At 53.2% G+C, this 17,579-nt stretch carries 15 protein-coding genes; 2 read left to right on the top strand and 13 right to left on the bottom strand.

Features of this window, described 5'->3' with window-relative positions; all coding sequences use genetic code 11:
• From Q3O06_RS02810 to pilM, 12 genes are all read right to left on the bottom strand, one after another.
• A partial coding sequence (locus Q3O06_RS02810) for a glycosyltransferase (RefSeq protein ID WP_373323485.1) occupies positions 1-519 on the bottom strand: 519 nt, incomplete at its 3' end.
• On the bottom strand, positions 516-1,937 hold the full coding sequence (locus Q3O06_RS02805) for a lipopolysaccharide biosynthesis protein (RefSeq protein WP_301817564.1): 1,422 nt from the start codon (positions 1,935-1,937) through the stop codon (positions 516-518). The genes Q3O06_RS02810 and Q3O06_RS02805, both read right to left, overlap by 4 nt.
• Positions 1,938-2,131: 194 nt before the next feature.
• Positions 2,132-3,241, bottom strand: a complete 1,110-nt coding sequence (gene ribD / locus Q3O06_RS02800) for a bifunctional diaminohydroxyphosphoribosylaminopyrimidine deaminase/5-amino-6-(5-phosphoribosylamino)uracil reductase RibD (RefSeq protein WP_301817562.1) — start codon at positions 3,239-3,241, stop codon at positions 2,132-2,134.
• A 31-nt stretch (positions 3,242-3,272) separates the two neighbouring features.
• Entirely contained in the window at positions 3,273-3,737 is a 465-nt protein-coding gene (locus Q3O06_RS02795; RefSeq protein ID WP_301817561.1) for a transcriptional regulator NrdR, read from the bottom strand.
• Between the two features lie 28 nt (positions 3,738-3,765).
• Positions 3,766-4,608, bottom strand: a complete 843-nt coding sequence (locus Q3O06_RS02790) for a class II glutamine amidotransferase (RefSeq protein WP_118792057.1) — start codon at positions 4,606-4,608, stop codon at positions 3,766-3,768.
• 779 nt (positions 4,609-5,387) lie between these two features.
• Positions 5,388-6,467 (bottom strand): 3-dehydroquinate synthase, encoded by a 1,080-nt coding sequence (aroB, locus tag Q3O06_RS02785; protein ID WP_301817560.1) that lies wholly within the window; start codon positions 6,465-6,467, stop codon positions 5,388-5,390.
• Positions 6,468-6,477: 10 nt separating this feature from the next.
• A complete protein-coding gene (locus Q3O06_RS02780; RefSeq protein WP_301817559.1) occupies positions 6,478-6,990 on the bottom strand; it encodes a shikimate kinase in 513 nt (170 codons plus the stop codon).
• 1,082 nt (positions 6,991-8,072) lie between these two features.
• Positions 8,073-10,247: a type IV pilus secretin PilQ gene (locus Q3O06_RS02775; RefSeq protein ID WP_301817558.1), complete on the bottom strand. Its 2,175-nt coding sequence runs from the start codon at positions 10,245-10,247 to the stop codon at positions 8,073-8,075.
• Between the two features lie 17 nt (positions 10,248-10,264).
• A complete protein-coding gene (locus Q3O06_RS02770) occupies positions 10,265-10,810 on the bottom strand; it encodes a pilus assembly protein PilP (protein WP_301817557.1) in 546 nt (181 codons plus the stop codon).
• Positions 10,811-10,827: 17 nt separating this feature from the next.
• Positions 10,828-11,490 (bottom strand): type IV pilus inner membrane component PilO, encoded by a 663-nt coding sequence (locus Q3O06_RS02765; protein ID WP_107819765.1) that lies wholly within the window; start codon positions 11,488-11,490, stop codon positions 10,828-10,830.
• Entirely contained in the window at positions 11,491-12,090 is a 600-nt protein-coding gene (locus Q3O06_RS02760) for a PilN domain-containing protein (protein ID WP_301817555.1), read from the bottom strand. It abuts the gene before it with no gap.
• Positions 12,091-12,092: 2 nt separating this feature from the next.
• Positions 12,093-13,208 carry a type IV pilus biogenesis protein PilM gene (gene pilM, locus Q3O06_RS02755; protein ID WP_301817554.1) on the bottom strand — a complete coding sequence of 372 codons (1,116 nt, stop codon included), beginning with the start codon at positions 13,206-13,208 and terminating at the stop codon, positions 12,093-12,095.
• A gap of 150 nt (positions 13,209-13,358) precedes the next feature.
• Between pilM and Q3O06_RS02750 the strand changes: the two genes are divergently transcribed.
• Positions 13,359-15,755, top strand: coding sequence for a penicillin-binding protein 1A (locus Q3O06_RS02750; protein WP_301817553.1), 2,397 nt, complete (start codon positions 13,359-13,361; stop codon positions 15,753-15,755).
• Positions 15,756-15,875: 120 nt separating this feature from the next.
• Here Q3O06_RS02750 and yihA read toward each other — a convergent pair whose 3' ends face one another.
• Positions 15,876-16,505, bottom strand: coding sequence for a ribosome biogenesis GTP-binding protein YihA/YsxC (gene yihA / locus Q3O06_RS02745; RefSeq protein WP_301817552.1), 630 nt, complete (start codon positions 16,503-16,505; stop codon positions 15,876-15,878).
• Positions 16,506-16,710: 205 nt separating this feature from the next.
• Between yihA and Q3O06_RS02740 the strand changes: the two genes are divergently transcribed.
• Positions 16,711-17,334 carry a c-type cytochrome gene (locus Q3O06_RS02740; RefSeq protein WP_301669292.1) on the top strand — a complete coding sequence of 208 codons (624 nt, stop codon included), beginning with the start codon at positions 16,711-16,713 and terminating at the stop codon, positions 17,332-17,334.
• Positions 17,335-17,579 lie beyond the last annotated feature (245 nt).

Genomic DNA, 17,579 nt, shown 5'->3' with positions numbered 1-17,579 from the left:
TTCCGGAAATGAAATTCCGGGGGGGGGGGGGAGTGCGTTGTAGGCGTAGGCAATCCGGCCGGCGGGGAAGCCGTGGCGGATGAGTTTTTCGCGCTCGTGTTTGCAGTTGCCGATGATGTACACGCCCAGCTTGTCGAAGAGCTTGGCGATTTTGGGGTAGGTTGCCGCGTCCAAACCGTGCGAGTGGTAGATGATTTTGGTTTTCGGCGAAACGATTTTGGCGGCAAGGGCGCAGGCTGGAACGACGCGCGCCATTTGGCAGTCGATGATGTCGGGTTGTTCGCGGCGCAGCATCCAGGCGTAGGCAAAGGTGCTTTTGAGGTAGCCGGCAAGCCCGCCCCGGTAAAAATCAACCGGCTGCCAACGGATGCCCGATGCTTGCGCCTCTCCGACAAAAGACCCGTCCGAAGAAGCAAGGATGATGTCGTGCCCGCGCCGTTTGAGCAGCCGCCCGAGGCGGACGGTGGCGGTTTCCGTGCCGCCCAAGCCCGACATAGAAGTGGTCAGGATGATTTTCATAATGGAAACCCTTGTTTTTTCAAATAATGAAACAGTTTGTGCAAATCTTTCCGGTGGCGCAGGATGCAGCCTGCCAGATATGCCGCCCATACGCCGGCAAACAGGGGGTAGTTTGCCGGCGTGCCGAAGCAGGTGTAGGCCGCCGAGGAGGCCAGGCAGAACAATGTGTGCAGATAAAGCGGCAGGCGTTTGAGCGGCTGCCACAGGCGGCAGGAGCTTTCGGTCTTGAAAGCAAAAAACAGCCAGAATGAGGCGGCACAGGCAGCCGCCGCGCCGCGCGCGCCGCCAGACGGTACGGCAAGCCCCAGCAGCAGCAGGTTTGCCGCCAGCGCGCCCAAGGTGGCGAGCGCAATCGGGCGCGTTTTGCGGACGACGTTCAAACCGATGCCGCTGATTTCTGCCAGCGTGCAAAACAGCGGCGGCAGCATACACGATACGACGATAAACCGGACGGCGGCGTAGTTTTCTGGCAGCAGGAGGGAGGCGAGGGGCGAGAAAATGCCGGTCAGGCAGAGGGCGGAGGCAAGCAGGGCGGCGGCGGATTCTGCCGTTGCCGAGAGACGGGCGGGCGGGGCGTTTTCTTCGATTGCGCGGAAAATATACGGTGTCCAGACCGTTGAAAAGATGCTTTGGAACAATAATGCCGCCCCGCCGAACGAAATACCCATCGAATAAACGCCGAGCTGTTCTAGGCCGGCATATTTTTTCAGGAACAAACGGTCGGCGGATGCCAGCCCCCAATAGGCGATGCTGCTTAGTGCGATCGGTATGCCGTAGCGCAGGCCGCGATGCAGGACGGCGGATGAAAACGGTGCGCGCCGGACGGCCTTCAGACGGCATCGGTTTTGAAACAGCAAAAAGGCGGCGGCGGCAAGGTTTGCCAGCGCGTAAACGGCGGTCAGGACGGCGGTGTTCGCCGGAAAGTGCAGCAGCCCGACCGTCAGCGGCAGCAGCAGCAGGATGGCGAGCTTGGACACGAGTTGCGCGGACGAAAAGGCAAGGGCGCGTCCTTCCATACGCAAAACCAGTAAGAGAAAGCGGATGGGCAGGAAGCTCAGTTCAAACAGCACCAGCCCGATGCCGGCGGCGGCATCGTTGAGCGAAAACAGGATTTCAGACGGCAGGGACGGGCGGGAAAGCAGCAGGGCGGTTATCGCGGCGGCAGACAGCAGCGGCAGCAGGAACAGGGTTTTGAACAAGGTGTCTTTGTCGGCGGAGGCATAGTATTCGCGGACGTATGCCTGATCCAGCCCGAGGCACAATACCGACACAGTCAGTCCCGCCGCCGTCTGCATCAGCACGATGCGCCCGATGTCGTCGGCGGGGAAATACCACGACAGCAGCGGCAGGATGATGACGGCTAAAACCGCGCTGCCGATCGAGCCTACCGCGTAGCCGAGGATTTCTTTTGTGTCCATTTTTGATGTCCGGACGGCGGCGGGATTCTGCCTGTGCCGTCTGAAGCCTTTCTTTATCGGAATTTGACGGCTTTCAGTCCGTCGCGGCTGCCGGCGGGGTGCGGCAGTCCGGGTTGCGCTTTTCCGGGCGGGCGGCGGTCTGAACGGGGCCGTTTTTTTTCGGCGTTATTATATAGTGAAACGGCGCAAACCCTTTAAAAGGCGTTGCCGTTTTTTCGGAACACGGTTTTGATGTCGTGTCCGAGGATTTCGCTGGAAACGGGTGTCCACAAGGGCGGTGCGGAAAGGGCGGCGCGGTTTTCGGGCAGGGAAAACAGGTCTTTGCCGCTGCCGAGGATTTTGGGCGAACGGTACAGCACGATTTCGTCCGCCAAATCTTCTGCCAAAAATGCGGATGTGAGTTCGGAGCCTGCTTCGACCATGATTTCGCCGAAACCTTTGTCGGCAAGGAGGCGCATCAGATGGTGCAGGTCGATTTTGCCGTCTGCCGTTTCAAACGGCATCAGGATGCGGATGTGTGCGTGTTCCCGATAGGGGCGAAGTTTGTCTTCGTCGCGCTCTAAAGTGGCAATTAAAGTGGGCGATTGGTCGTCTGTTAAGAGATGGCTGTACGGGGGCAGGCGCAGGCGGCTGTCCAAAACGATGCGCGCGGGTTGGCGCAAAGTTGGAAAAGCGCGGACGTTGAGTTGGGGATTGTCCGCCAACACCGTGCCGATGCCGGTCAGCACCGCGCAGCTTTCGGCGCGCAAAACCTGTACGTCGGCACGCGCTTCTTCGCCGGTAATCCAAAAGCTGCTGCCGTCTGAAAGGGCGGTTTTGCCGTCCAGCGAAACGGCGCATTTGAGGCGGACAAAGGGGCGGCGGCGTTCGATGCGCGATAAAAATCCCCGGTTGAGTTCGCGTGCTTTGTTTTCAAACAGTCCGCATTCTGTTTTGATGCCTGCCGATGCGAGCAGGGCAAGCCCTTTGCCTGCAACCGGCGGGTTGGGGTCGCGCATGGCGGCAACGACGCGTGTTACGCCGGAACGGAGCAGGGCTTCGGCGCAGGGCGGCGTGCGTCCGTAATGGCTGCACGGTTCGAGGGTAACAAAGGCGGTCGCGCCTTGTGCCATTTCGCCCGCCTGACGCAGGGCGTGGACTTCGGCGTGCGGTTCGCCCGCTTTGACGTGGAAGCCTTGTCCGACAATTTGGCTGCCGTGTGCGATAACGCAGCCGACGCGCGGATTGGGCGAAGTGGAAAAACGCCCCAAAGCGGCAAGTCGGAGGGCGTTTTCCATCATGGATATATCTGTGTCCGAAAACATAGGGATACCGTATCAGTATGGGTTGGGGGAATCAGGCTTTGCCGCCTGTTTTGACGGCTTGCGCCAGCCACAAGGCGAAATGTTCCGTGCTGTCGAAGCGTTTGTGCAGGGCCGCGAAGCGGACGGCGGCTTCCGTGTTGTGCTCAAGCAGCTCTTTTAGCACCATGTCGGCAAGTTCGGTGGAGGATATGTCGCGCTGACCCGAAGCGTAGAGCCTGAGTTCCGTCAGGCGGGCGGTTTCGTCGATCTGTTCGGGTGTCAGGGCGGATTTTCGGGCGGCGGCGGTCAGGTCGTTGCGGAGGCGTTGTGTATTGAAGGGCGAACGTTTTTTGTCCGGGCCGATGACGGCGGGCATTTTGAGTTCGGCGGTTTCGAGCGTGCCGAAGCGTTTGCCGCAGTTGGGGCAGTGGCGGCGGCGGCGCACGGCGTTGCGTTCTTCCATCAGACGCGAATCGGCAACGCGGGTGTCGGGGTGGGCGCAAAACGGGCATTTCATAGTGTTTCTTCCTGATGCCGTCTGAACGTCAAACCGATACGCCGGCGGCGCGGGCGATTTCCAGACCTTCTTCGGCACTCATATAGACGGGGTTTTCGGGACGGTCGTGCCGGACGATGTTGCCTTCGCGGAACATGACCAGTTCGTCTGCGGCAAGTTGGGACCACGTTTCATCGCGCGTCAGCGGCAGGGTGGCGATAACGGCGACGCGGTCGTCCGGCGTGGTTACTTCGGCAAAATCGACCATTACGTCGTCGTCGAGCAGGCGCGCCTTGCCGAACGGGGCTTGGCGGACGATGTAGTGCAGCAGCGTGCTGGCGTGGGCAAACAGGGAAATGCCGTCTGAAAGCATAAAGTTAAACAGCCCGAACTTGCGGATTTCGTGCGTCAGCCCTGCAATCGCGTCAAACAGCGTGTCGTCGTCGGGACGGGCGGCAAAGCGTGTGCGGAGGCGGTTGAGGATGTGGCAGAACGCGCGTTCGGAGTCGGTGGTACCGACGGGGTGGAAAAATTCGCCCTGTTCGGGGAAAAAATCGACCAAATGCCCGTTGTGGGCAAACAGCCAGTAGCCGCCCCACATTTCGCGCATAAAGGGATGGGTGTTCGCCAGCGAGGTTTGACCTTGCGAGGCTTTGCGGATGTGTGCGACGACGTTTTCCGATTTAATCTGGTAGGCGCGCACGAGGTCGGCGACGGGGGAATTTGCACTCGGCTTGTCGTCATGGAACAGGCGCACGCCTTTGCCTTCGAAAAAGCCGATGCCGAAACCGTCGGCGTGGTGGTCGGTAATGCCGCCCCTGCGGCGGAAGCCTTCAAAGGAAAACATAATATCGGTCGGCGTATTGCAGTTCATGCCCAGCAGTTGACACATAGTTTGTCCAAATGATTCAGATGGTCGCAAGTATTCGGATTATACCCCGAACCGAAAATGCCGTCTGAAATACGGCTTGTTCCCCATTATTCCCGCGAAAACAGAAAACAAAGACGGAAACTTAAGATTCCGTCATTCCCGCGTAGGCGGGAATCCGACTTGTCCGGTTTCGGTTGTTTTTCGTTCCGTAACTTTTGAGCCGTCATTCCCGCGCAGGCGGGAATCTAGAATTTCAATGCCTCAAGAATTTATCGGAAAAAACCAAAACCCTTCCGCCGTCATTCCCACGAAAGTGGGAATCTAGAAATGAAAAGCAACAGGAATTTATCGGAAATGACTGAAACTGAACGGACTGGATTCCCGCCTGCGCGGGAATGACGGCGACAGGGTTGCTGTTATAGTGGATTAACAAAAACCGGTATGGCGTTGCCTCGCCTCAGCTCAAAGAGAACGATTCTCTAAGGTGCTCAAGCACCAAGTGAATCAGTTCCGTACTATTTGTACTGTCTGCGGCTTCGTCGCCTTGTCCTGATTTTTGTTAATCCACTATATTCCGGATAAATTCTAGTGATTTTGAATTTCCGGATTTCCATCTGTGCGGAAATGACGGCGGACAGATTGTCGTTATTCCGGATAAATCCCTGCGATATGGAATAACCGGATGCCCGCTTTTGCGGAGAATGATGATGGAAAGTCATCATCGTGCGTCAAACCCGCGCGGCAACACACCGGTAAAGCCGATGCCGTCTGAACGCTTCAGACGGCATCGGTATGGCTAATCAGAGATACGGTTGCAGGGTGCGGCGGAGGATGTTCGTATCAGTGATTTCGGTAATGAAGGCTTCTCCCAGCCTCTTTAATCCGATAAAGCGCATTACGCCGCCGCTGACTTTTTTATCGTGGCTCATATGTTCGAGCCATTTTTCAAAGGCAAACATGGGCGGTGCGGACGGCAGTCCGGCGGCTTCGAGCAGGGCGGCAAGCCGTGCGGTATCTGCGGCGGAGGTTTTGCCCAGTTGTTCGGACAAACGCGCCGCCAACACGCAGCCGGCGGCGACGGCCTCGCCGTGCAGCCATACGCCGTAACCCATTTCCGCTTCGACGGCGTGTCCGAAGGTGTGTCCGAGGTTGAGCCATGCGCGTATGCCCTGTTCGGTTTCGTCTTGGGCGACGATGTCTGCCTTCATTTGGCAGCAGCGGTACACGGCTTGGGTGAGGGGCGCGCGTTCGAGTGCCATCAGTTCGGGCATATGCTGTTCGAGCCATTCAAAAAAAACGATGTCGCCGAGCGCGCCGTATTTGATGACTTCCGCCATACCGGCGGATAATTCGCGGACGGGCAGGGTGTGCAGCGTGTCCAAGTCGGCAAGCACCGCCTGCGGCTGGTAGAACGCGCCGATCATATTTTTGCCGAGCGGGTGGTTGATGGCGGTTTTGCCGCCGACGGAGGAATCGACCTGACTCAACAGCGTGGTCGGTATTTGGATGAACGGTGCGCCGCGCTGGTAGGTGGCAGCGGCAAAGCCGACCATGTCGCCGATAACGCCGCCGCCCAGCGCAATCAGCGTGGTTTTGCGTTCGGCGCGGTTTTGCATCAGGCCGTCAAAGATGAGGTTGAGCGTCTGCCAGTTTTTGTGCGCCTCGCCGTCGGGCAGGATGATGCTGAAATGGGATACGCCTGCCTCATCCAATGCCGTCTGAAGCGTGCCGAGGTAGAGCGGGGCGACGGTTTCGTTGGTGATGATGGCGGCGCGTTTGCCCAAATGCGGTTGGAGCAGGCTGCCCGCCTGCGGCAGCAGTCTGTTGCCGATAAAGATGGGGTAGCTGTGGGACGGGGTGTGTACGGTCAGTGTTTTCATGCGTCGGTTTTTATTCGGATAAAAGGTTGAGCAGGGTTTGTATGGTTTGCCGGCAGTTTCCCGATTCGATAGTGAAGTCGGCGGTTTGCCTGTAAAGCGGGTCGCGCGCGGTGTAGAGTTCGTGCAATCTGCCCAAGGGATCGGCAACTTGTAAAAGGGGGCGGTTGCTGTCGCAGCGCGTGCGTTCGAGCAGGGTTTCGGGCGGGGCGTGCAGATAAACGACCGTGCCGCTTTTGCGGATAAGGGCGCGGTTTTCTTCTTTTAACACCGCGCCGCCGCCGGTGGACAGGACGATATGCGGCAGGACAATCAGTTTTTTGAGTATGGCGGTTTCGCGCGAACGGAATCCCTGTTCGCCTTCCATTTCAAATATGGTGGGGATGGGAACGCCCGCCGCTGCGGCGATTTCGTGATCGCTGTCGTAAAAACGGTAATCCAGCCGCTGCGCCATTTGCCGGCCCAGCGTGGTTTTGCCCGCGCCCATCAGTCCGATGAGGATGAGTTTGTCGTTAAAGTTTTTCATCACGGTTCCTTAATGTTTGACACCCCGCCTTTCGGGGCGGCAGGGTTCGGGCTTGTCGGGTTACGGCAGGATTTTATACGAAATCGGCAGGGCGGCGGTACGTTTGGAAAAATAACCCGACCATCCCGAACCTTTCTGATTTTAAGGAAAAATAAAAGAAATCAGGGAGGTTTTTTATTTCAGGTTGTGTTTTGACAATCCGTTGATTTCACTTATTTGTCAGGAAAGGCAATTATCTTTGCTTAGGTAAACAATTATCCAATTGAATATATTGAAGATAATATGTTTATCAATACTATATTCAAACACAGCCGATCAAAAAAACGGATTCCCGCAAAAACAGAAAACAAAGAACAGCAACCTAAAATCCGTCATTCCCGCCTGCGCGGGAATGACGGATTTTCGGCAGGCGCAGGATAAATGCGTAAGGCGGATGCGTAAGATGGGTTGTAGGGTGGACTGTAGGGTGGGCTTTAGCCCACCGATTTCAACCAACTCCGCCGAAAACCGAAACCGCCGAATCACGCCTATTCCCCAAAACCCTTGATGCGGTGAAATTGGCGGGCTGAAGCCCACCCTACGGCTCGATGAATCGTCAGGAATGCCCGAATCGTCATTCCCGCGCAGGCGGAAATCCGAACACGTCCGCACGGAAACCCATATCCCGTCATTCCCGCGAAAGCGGGAATCTAGAATTTCAATGAGGCAAGAATTTATCGGAAAAAACCGAAGTTTAAAGACCTAGATTCCCGCCTGCGCGGGAATGACGGGGTGTTTCGGGTTGCTGTTTTTTTTGGAAATGACGAGGCTTTGGATTGTGAGGATTTATCCCTTCCGCCGTCATTCCCACGAAAGTGGGAATCTAGAAATGAAAAGCAACAGGGATTTATCGGAAATGACCGAAACTGAACGGACTGGATTTCCGCTTTCGCGGGAATGACGGCTCAAAAGTTACGAGACGAAAAACAAGCGAAACCGGACAAGTTGGATTCCCGCCTGCGCGGGAATGACGGCATTTCGGGCGCGGCAAAAGCATAAAGAAAGGGCATATGCCGTAAAACATATGCCCTTATTTTTCCGCATCAATAGCGCAGGCTGTTGCCGGCCGTATCCATAATCCTCGGGGTAATGAAAATCAGCAGTTCGCGGCGGTTGGTGCTTTTCCCGCGTGTTTTAAAGAGGTTGCCGATAACGGGGATGTCGCCCAACAGGGGGACTTTGGTCAGCGTATTGCCGTTCTCTTCTTCATAAATGCCGCCTACAATCAAAGTGCCGCCGTTTTCAACCATAGCCTGCGTATTCAGGTTTTTGGTTTGGATACACTTGGTCGTCTCATCTTTTACGGTACAGTCGACAGGTGTGTCTTTATTGATTTTGACGGTCATAATGATTTGCCCGTCGGGCGTGATGTTCGGCGTAACGGTCAGCCCCAATACGGCTTTTTTGAAGGTTGTGGTCGTGCTGCTGCTGCCACCCGAACTTGAAGTGTCTTGGAAGGGGATTTCCGTACCGGATTCGATTTTGGCTTCTTTCCGGTTTTGGGTCAGTACGCGCGGATTGGCAAGCGTTTTGGTTTTTGAAAGCGACTCGGATGCGGACAATTCCAAATTCAACGCGCCGGAGGAAATCGCGCGCACCAGCGAAATGCTGTTTGCGGCAGCGGCAACCGGCAGGTTGATGCTGGTTTGGGCAGACCATTTGCCGTCGCCGCCTTCAAAACCCGAGTTCACACCCCAGCCGAATGCGCGGTCTGCATCTTTCAGTTTTTTCTTGCCTGTCGCGCCGAACTTAACGCCCAAATCGCGCGAGAAGCCGTCTGCCGCTTCGACGATACGCGCCTCAATCATCACTTGTTGCGCGGGCACGTCCAATTCGTCAATCAGTTTGCGGAATTTTTCGATGACGCTGCGGGTGTCGGTAACAATCAGGGTGTTGGTGGCGGGATCGATCAGCACGCTGCCCCTGCCGCTGATAAGCGTGTTGCGGTTTCCGGTCGTGTCGGCATTGTCCAAACGCAGGATGCTGCGGAATTCTTCCACATTTTTGTATTTCAATTGGAAGTTTTGGGAATACAGCGCACCCAGATCGGCAATGTCTTTTTCTGCCTGCAAGAGGGCTTTGTCTTTGGCAAGCAGCTCGTCGCGGGGCGCGATGTTGACGATGTTCCCTTGCTGGCGCATATCGAGGTTGCGCGCCTGCATAACCAAATCCAAAGCCTGATCCCAAGGTACGTCTTTGAGGGAGAGGGTCATTTTGCCGTTGACGGAATCGCTGGCAACAATGTTCATCCCGGATTCTTTTGCCAAAATCTGCAGGATGGTGCGGACTTCGACATCTTGGAAGTCAAGGGAGATTTTCCGGCCTTTGAAGGTTTTGGGCGCATTGTTCACGCCGCCCGACTCGAGGTTTTGTTTTTTCGGCAGGACTTGGAAGGTAAAGTATCCGGGCGCGGCGGATTTGTTGACGAGTTCCCAGTTGCCGGCTGTTGTGATAATCAGCTGGGTGTCGTTATTGAAGCGTTTCAGCGTAACCTTTTGAACCGGTGTTTTGAAGTCTGACACATCCAAACTGCGTTGGAGCGCGGTCGGCAGGGTATGGTTTTTCAGCGTAACGATGATATGGTCGCGCTGTTGGCTGATGTCGGGCTGCCCGGCAAAGCCCAATGCCGCCAATTCGATAATGCCGGCATTTTTGCCGTCTTTGCGGAAATCGATATTGGTTTGTTTTGCCGGTGCCGCCGCCTGTTGTTTTGAAGGGGTAAAGGGTGCGGATACGGATACTACGGACTCGGTAAACGGTGCGGCAGCCTGTTGTTTTGCCGGTGCGGTAGGCGCGGCTTTTACGGCGGGGCGGGTGGGGGCGGATGTGGTATCGTCCGATTCGTTGATGAGAATCCAAACTTCATTTCCGCGTACTTCGGTATTGTATTGGCCCGGTTTGTTCAGATTCAGAACCAGACGCGCACGGCTGCTGTTTTGTGCGGCACTGATTTTGCTCAACAGAGGGTCGGCATACTCGAGTACCTGTTGATCCATGGAAATGCCGGTTTGTTCAAAGTCCAAGGCGATGCGGGCCGGTGAGGAGGTTATGAAGCCGGTCGGGTTGACAACCTCTTTGTCAAAGCTGACTTTGACGATTTTCTGTTTGTTGGGCAGGGAGGAGACTTTGATGTCTGTAATGTTTCCTGCCGATGCCGTCTGAAAGGCGGCGGTTGCGACAAACAGACCGGAAATGATTTTTGTCAGTTTGGTATTCATATGGATTAATCCCCTTCTTAATTTTGTTCTGCGGCGGGTGCTGCCGCTTGTTCGGTGTTTTTGTCGGAAGCGTTCAGAGGCAGTTCCGCCCTGCGGGAAACCCAGTTGCCCGTACCGTCTTCGATTAATTCGTTCAAAACGATGCTGTCGTCGGTAATGCTTTGGATTTTACCGTAATTTTGCCCCAAATAGTTGCCGATGCCTACTGTGTAGACATAACCGTCGGCTTCGACAAAGCCGGATACTTTCTGACCGGACTTCACAATGCCGACATAGCGTATGTTTTCCAGGCTGAATTTTTCCAGCGTTTCTTTAATACGCTTGGTGTCGGGGGCGTTACCCCCTTTTTTGGCGGCTTCCATTCGGTGGAAATCGAAAGCGTTGAGTCCTGTCGTCTGAGGGGGGCTGTATACCGGAGCGACCGGCAGGGTCGGTGCTTGGAAAGGTATGATTCCTGCTTTGGCTTCCTGCTGTGTCTGAGCCATCCACCCGTTCAGGTCTTCAGCATCTTGGGAACAGGCGGATAGGGCGGCAAGGCTGATGAATAAGGCGTAATATTTCATGGTTTCCCTAACATAAGTTATTTTTGTTCGGCATTTTGTGCCGCTTCTGCAGCCTGCTGTTGTGCGGCAAGTTCTTCAATGGATTTTGCCTTATAGGTAGTGGCAATGGCACTGAGGTTCAGGATGTTGCTTTTGCCGTCCGCCCCCCCTCCGTTTTCGGAGGATTGGGTGATTTTGAGCGATTCAAGGGTGATAATCCGCGAAAGGCTGCCGACATCGCGCGTGAACTGGTTGATTTGATTGTAGTTTCCGGTAATGGAAATGGAATAGGGCAGCCTTTGTATCGGGCCGTCGTCAACAGGCGGCTGTGGTATGACGCTGTCCAAGCGCAGGCCGTTGCTTGAGCCTGCCTGATGAAGCTCTTGAACCAGATTGGGAATTTCGGAATCGGTCGGAAGCTGTTTCAGCATAATGTTGAAGGCGGATCGGATGGCGGCAAGCTCTTCTTTCAGGTTGTCCAAACTGGCCGCGTCGATACTTTTCTGTTTGTAGGTGTTTTTCAGTTCGGTTTCTTTTGCTTCATATTCCTCAAGGGATTCCATCTGGCTTTTGAACAATCCGGCATAACCGAGCCCCAGCATGGCGGCAACGACCAGCAGGGCGATAAAAAGCCTGGCAGGAAGGTTGAGCAGGTGAAGGTTGTTGAGATCCAAGTTGGTTTTAGATGATTTAGAAGCCATTCAGTTTGCCTCCTGTGCATTTCCCGAAGCCGGATTCTCTTTGGATTCGGCCGCCTTTACGATAGGTTGTAATGTTGCCTGAAGGGTAAATTCTTGATACGAATTGTTTTTCTTGATGCTTAACAATTCGGGTTGCTTGAATATGCCGGTATTGGGCATCGCCCTCATCATGGCGGCAACGCGGTTGTCGCTGGATGTCCTGCCGTTGAGCCGGTAAGAGTCGGCGGTAACGGCATCCAGCGAGGTCAGGTAGGTGCTTTCGGGGACGGCCTCATTCAGGCTGTCGAGGATTTTTGCGGCTTGGAGGCGTTTGAGCTGGAGCTCCTCGATTTTGTTTTTCTTAATCAGGAAGGCATCTTTTTCCTGTTTGAGCTTTTGTATTTCCGACAGCTCGGTATCCAAGTGTGCGATGGAGGTTTCCAGCAGCGCGTTTCTTTCCGACTGGTTATTGATCATGTTGTCGATAAACAGGTAGGTTGCCGCAACGGCGGCAACGCCCGTCAGCACGGCACCGTACATCAGCATTTTAAACTGCTGCTGTTTGCGCTTGTCCATCTCTTCCCTGTAGGGGAGGAGGTTGATTTTGATTAAATTGTTCATAATTATAATCCCCGTACCGCCAAACCGAACGCCCTGGTCAGTGTCGGCGCATCAAGTTCGAATTGTTGTTTGTCTGTTTTGAGGTCGTCCGCAAAATAACGCGCGGGATGGACGCATTGTACATCCGCATTGGTTTGCGAGGCGACGGTTTGGGCGATGCCTTCCTGGCGCACCGCTTCCCCCGTCAGCAGGATATGCTTGATGTCGGTCATATCGTCTGCGGTCTGCGTGGTGTAATAAAACTGTAAGACCCTTTGTATTTCTTGGGTAATCTGCTGGTTGAAATGGTCTGCCACTCTTTCTTGGTAATCGGAAGGTTTTTGCGGGGAGTTGATGATTTCTTCCGCTTTTTCTTCTGTCACCTGATAGGTGCGCTGGATGAGTTGGTTGAGCTGTTCTTCGCTGACGGAGGTTTCCTGTTTGTATAGGATTTTTCCGTCTTGGATGACCAAGGCGTAGGTTTGTGCGGCATATACGCCGAAAATGGCGACTTTTTCGGCTGCAAGTTCGGGGGCGAAATGGTTTATCCACAGCGCGTAGGCGTTGTATTGCCCGAAAATGTCCACATCAAGCGCGGATAATTTCATACCGGCGGCGTTGAATGCGTCAATCAGGGGTTCGATTTCATCCTTTCTCGATGCGACAGCCAAAACGGCTTCGCCGGCGGCCGATTGGGACAAGACCTGATAGTCGTAATTGGCTTCTTCGAGCGATATCGAGCTGACTTCGGAGATGGAGGACTCCACGAACCCCTGCAGATCCAATTCCGCATCTTTGGCCGTGTAGGTCAATTGTTCGATGGTTGTCAGATTTTGCGGGACGGATGCGATGATGTTTTTGCACGAAGCACCCAGTTCGGCATAGGCTTGTTGCAAATATGTAACAAGTTGATCGTAATTTTGAACTTTGTTGCCTTGGACAATATTTTTCGGCAGTTTGACAATAATGTATTTTTCCAATTGGATTTGGTTTAAACTACGTCCTGACAATTGGACCATTTTGATGGAATGTTGGTCGATGTCGACGCCGATTGCCGTGCGGTTATTGAGCCCTGAGGATTTCTTTTGGGGCTTGGCATCTGTTTTTTTAGGGTTTTTCAAGCTGTTAAACAAGCGCATGATGAAGTTCCTACTTTATTTGTACAGTGAGTAACCGTTTCGGTATCCGTAATGGATTTCTTGTTTTTTACACGTTGAAACTGTGCTTTGTAGAAATCGGCTGCTATTTTACTTTATTTAATACCGATAATGGTAAATTATCATTCAGCTATGATTAAAAAGATTATAACTACCTGTTTTGGTTTGGTTTTGGGATTATGTGTATTTGGAGTGGGGCTGGTTGCCATTGCTATTTTGGTAACGTATCCGAAACTGCCGTCTTTGGATTCTTTGCAGCATTACCAGCCTAAAATGCCGTTGACTATTTATTCGGCGGATGGAGAAGTCATCGGTATGTATGGGGAGCAGCGGCGCGAATTTACAAAAATCGGCGATTTCCCCGAGGTGTTGCGGAATGCGGTTATCGCCGCCGAGGACAAACGCTTTTACCGGCATTGGGGGGTGGATGTTTGGGGTGTTGCCCGCGCTGCCGTCGGCAATGTCGTGTCCGGCAGCGTGCAGTCGGGTGCGAGTACGATTACACAGCAGGTGGCGAAAAATTTTTATTTGAGCAGTGAAAAAACGTTCACACGCAAATTCAATGAGGCGTTGCTTGCCTATAAGATCGAGCAGTCTTTAAGCAAAGACAAAATCCTCGAGTTGTATTTCAATCAGATTTACCTCGGTCAGCGCGCCTATGGTTTTGCATCTGCCGCGCAAATCTATTTCAATAAGAATGTCCAAGATTTGACTTTGGCGGAAGCCGCCATGCTTGCGGGACTGCCCAAGGCTCCGTCTGCCTATAATCCGATTGTTAATCCGGAACGTGCCAAGTTGCGCCAGAAGTATATTTTGAACAATATGCTCGAGGAGAAGATGATTACCGTGCAACAGCGCGATCAGGCGTTGAATGAGGAGCTGCATTACGAGCGGTTTGTTCAGAAAATCGATCAGAGTGCTTTATATGTGGCGGAGATGGTGCGTCAGGAACTGTATGAGAAATACGGTGAAGATGCCTATACGCAGGGTTTTAAGGTTTATACCACGGTCCGCACCGATCATCAGAAGGTGGCAACTGAGGCATTGCGCAAGGCTCTACGGAATTTCGATCGCGGCAGCAGCTACCGCGGTGCGGAAAACTATATCGATTTGAGTAAGAGTGAAGATGTCGAGGAGACTGTCAGCCAGTATCTGTCGGGACTCTATACCGTCGATAAAATGATTCCCGCCGTTGTGTTGGATGTGACTAAAAAGAAAAATGTCGTCATACAGCTTCCCGGCGGCAGGCGGGTTACGCTTGACAGGCGTGCCTTGGGTTTTGCGGCCCGCGCGGTCGATAATGAGAAAATGGGTGAGGATCGTATCCGCAGGGGCGCGGTCATCCGTGTCAAAAACAATGGCGGGCGTTGGGCGGTGGTTCAAGAGCCGCTCCTGCAAGGTGCTTTGGTTTCGCTGGATGCAAAAACCGGGGCGGTGCGCGCGCTGGTCGGCGGTTATGATTTTCACAGCAAAACATTCAATCGTGCCGTTCAGGCAATGCGGCAGCCGGGTTCGACCTTTAAGCCGTTTGTCTATTCGGCGGCATTATCTAAGGGGATGACCGCGTCCACAATGGTTAACGATGCGCCGATTTCCCTGCCGGGGAAAGGGCCGAACGGTTCGGTTTGGACACCTAAAAATTCAGACGGCAGATATTCGGGATATATCACTTTAAGGCAGGCTCTGACGGCTTCCAAAAATATGGTTTCCATCCGTATTTTGATGTCTATCGGTGTCGGTTACGCGCAACAGTATATCCGGCGTTTCGGCTTCAAACCGTCCGAGCTGCCTGTCAGCCTGTCTATGGCTTTAGGTACGGGCGAGACGACGCCGTTGAGGATAGCGGAGGCATATAGCGTATTTGCGAACGGCGGATATAGGGTTTCTTCGCACGTGATCGATAAGATTTATGACAGGGACGGCAGGTTGCGTGCCCAAATGCAGCCTTTGGTGGCCGGGCAAAATGCGCCTCAGGCAATCGATCCGCGCAATGCCTATATTATGTATAAGATTATGCAGGATGTGATCCGTGTCGGTACGGCAAGGGGGGCAGCTGCGTTGGGAAGAACGGATATTGCCGGTAAAACGGGTACGACCAATGACAATAAGGATGCGTGGTTTGTCGGGTTTAACCCTGATGTGGTTACTGCCGTATATATCGGCTTCGACAAACCTAAGAGTATGGGGCGTGCCGGCTATGGCGGTACGATTGCGGTGCCGGTTTGGGTGGACTATATGCGTTTTGCGTTGAAAGGAAAGCAGGGCAAAGGGATGAAAATGCCTGAAGGTGTGGTCAGCAGCAATGGCGAATACTATATGAAAGAACGTATGGTAACCGATCCGGGCTTGATGCTGGACAACAGCGGTATTGCGCCGCAACCTTCCCGACGGGCAAAAGAAAATGATGAAGCGGCAGTAGAAAAAGAACAGCAGGGAAGGTCTGACGAAACGCGTCAGGACGTACAGGAAACGCCGGCGCTTCCGAGCAATACGGATTCCAAACAGCAGCAGTTGGATTCTCTGTTTTAAAGACTCCGCAAAATGCCGTCTGAAAAGTCTTTCAGACGGCATTTTAGATTTGGCAGTGGCAATTTTTTAAATGTTTGCGGTCGGTCAAGTGGGGGAAATACGGTTTCCGTATAATTGGGGTCAGTTTTCCTCTGGAGAGGAAGCGGCGGCATCTGCTGCGTCAAACCAGCTTCCGACAGTTCGGTTGGTCTCGTCAATACCTTGTTTTTTCAGGCTGGAAAACAGCTGTACGCTGATGTTTTGCCTGTCGGAATAAGGTTTGAGCAGTTTTTTGACTTGGGACAGGGTTTTTATCTGTTCGTTTTTGGATAATTTGTCGGCTTTTGACAGAAGGATGTGAACCGGTCTGCCGGTCGTGTGGAAAAAGTCCAGCATACGGATGTCGAGTTCTTTTAAAGGATGGCGGGCATCCATAATCAGAATCAGACCGATAAGCTGTTTCCGATGGCGGAGGTAGTCGCCGAGCAGATTGACCCAATGTGCGCGTACCGCTTCGGGGACTTGGGCATAACCGTAGCCGGGCAAATCGACCATAAAATTGCCGTTTTGCAGCTTGAAAAAGTTGATATGCTGCGTCCGTCCCGGTGTTTTTGAAACGTAGGCAAGACGGACATGGTTGGTCAGGGTATTGATGGCACTGGATTTTCCGGCATTGCTCCTGCCGACAAAGGCAATTTCGAGCGATGTGTCCGGCAGGTCTTTGAGATGGTTTACCGTCGTGAAGAATTTGGCGTTTTGAAAAAGGTTCATGGGCATATCCTTGTTTTTCCGCCGCCGTTTGTCCGACAGCAAAATATGCGGTTGGTTTTATGTGAAACACAGTAGTAATTTAATGTAAATTTAGTATAGAATATCACGTTTGCAGAATCATCGGTTTTAATCGGGTCAAAAATCCCGTATTTGAATATAAAAAGAGCATTGTTGCGTTATCCAATGCTGTAATCAGGAGCACTCCATGAAACGATTGACTTTATTGGCCTTTGTTTTGGCTGCCGGTGCGGTTTCCGCATCTCCCAAAGCGGACGTGGAAAAAGGCAAACAGGTTGCCGCAACGGTTTGTGCGGCTTGCCATGCAGCAGACGGTAACAGCGGCATTGCGATGTATCCGCGTTTGGCGGCACAGCATACTGCTTACATCTATCATCAAACCATCGGCATCCGTGACGGCAAACGCACCCACGGTTCGGCAGCCGTGATGAAGCCGATGGTAATGAATTTGAGCGATCAGGATATTTTGAACGTATCCGCGTTCTATGCCAAACAGCAGCCGAAATCGGGCGAGACGAATCCGAAAGAAAATCCCGAATTGGGTGCGAAAATCTATCGCGGCGGCTTGGCGGATAAAAAAGTGCCGGCGTGTATGTCCTGCCACGGTCCGAGCGGTGCGGGTATGCCGGGTGGCGGAAGCGAGATTCAGGCTTATCCGCGTTTGGGCGGTCAGCATCAGGCATATATTGTCGAACAGATGAATGCCTACAAGTCCGGTCAGCGCAAAAATGCCATTATGGCGGATATTGCAAACCGTATGTCTGAAGAAGATTTGAAAGCGGTTGCCAACTTTATCCAAGGTTTGCGTTAATTCCGCAATAGTCTGTTTTAGAGGCCGTCTGAAAAGTTTTCAGACGGCTTCAGACAATTTTGCGATAAGTTTTTTTAATCGCAACCGTTGGAATCGATGCAGGCTGTCTTCATTGTCTTGAAATAAAAAGCATCAAGACAGTAGAATCGGGGCGTTGTTTTCTGTTTGCCCAATTCTGCTTTCCCATATTCCTGATGGCGGAATAAACACACAATGAGTAAATCCCGTATATCTCCCCCACTTCT

Source organism: Neisseria maigaei, from assembly GCF_958267405.1.
GTDB lineage: Bacteria > Pseudomonadota > Gammaproteobacteria > Burkholderiales > Neisseriaceae > Neisseria > Neisseria bergeri.
Note: the sequence above shows the minus strand (reverse complement) of the source record. Positions and strands in the feature narration are given on the sequence as shown.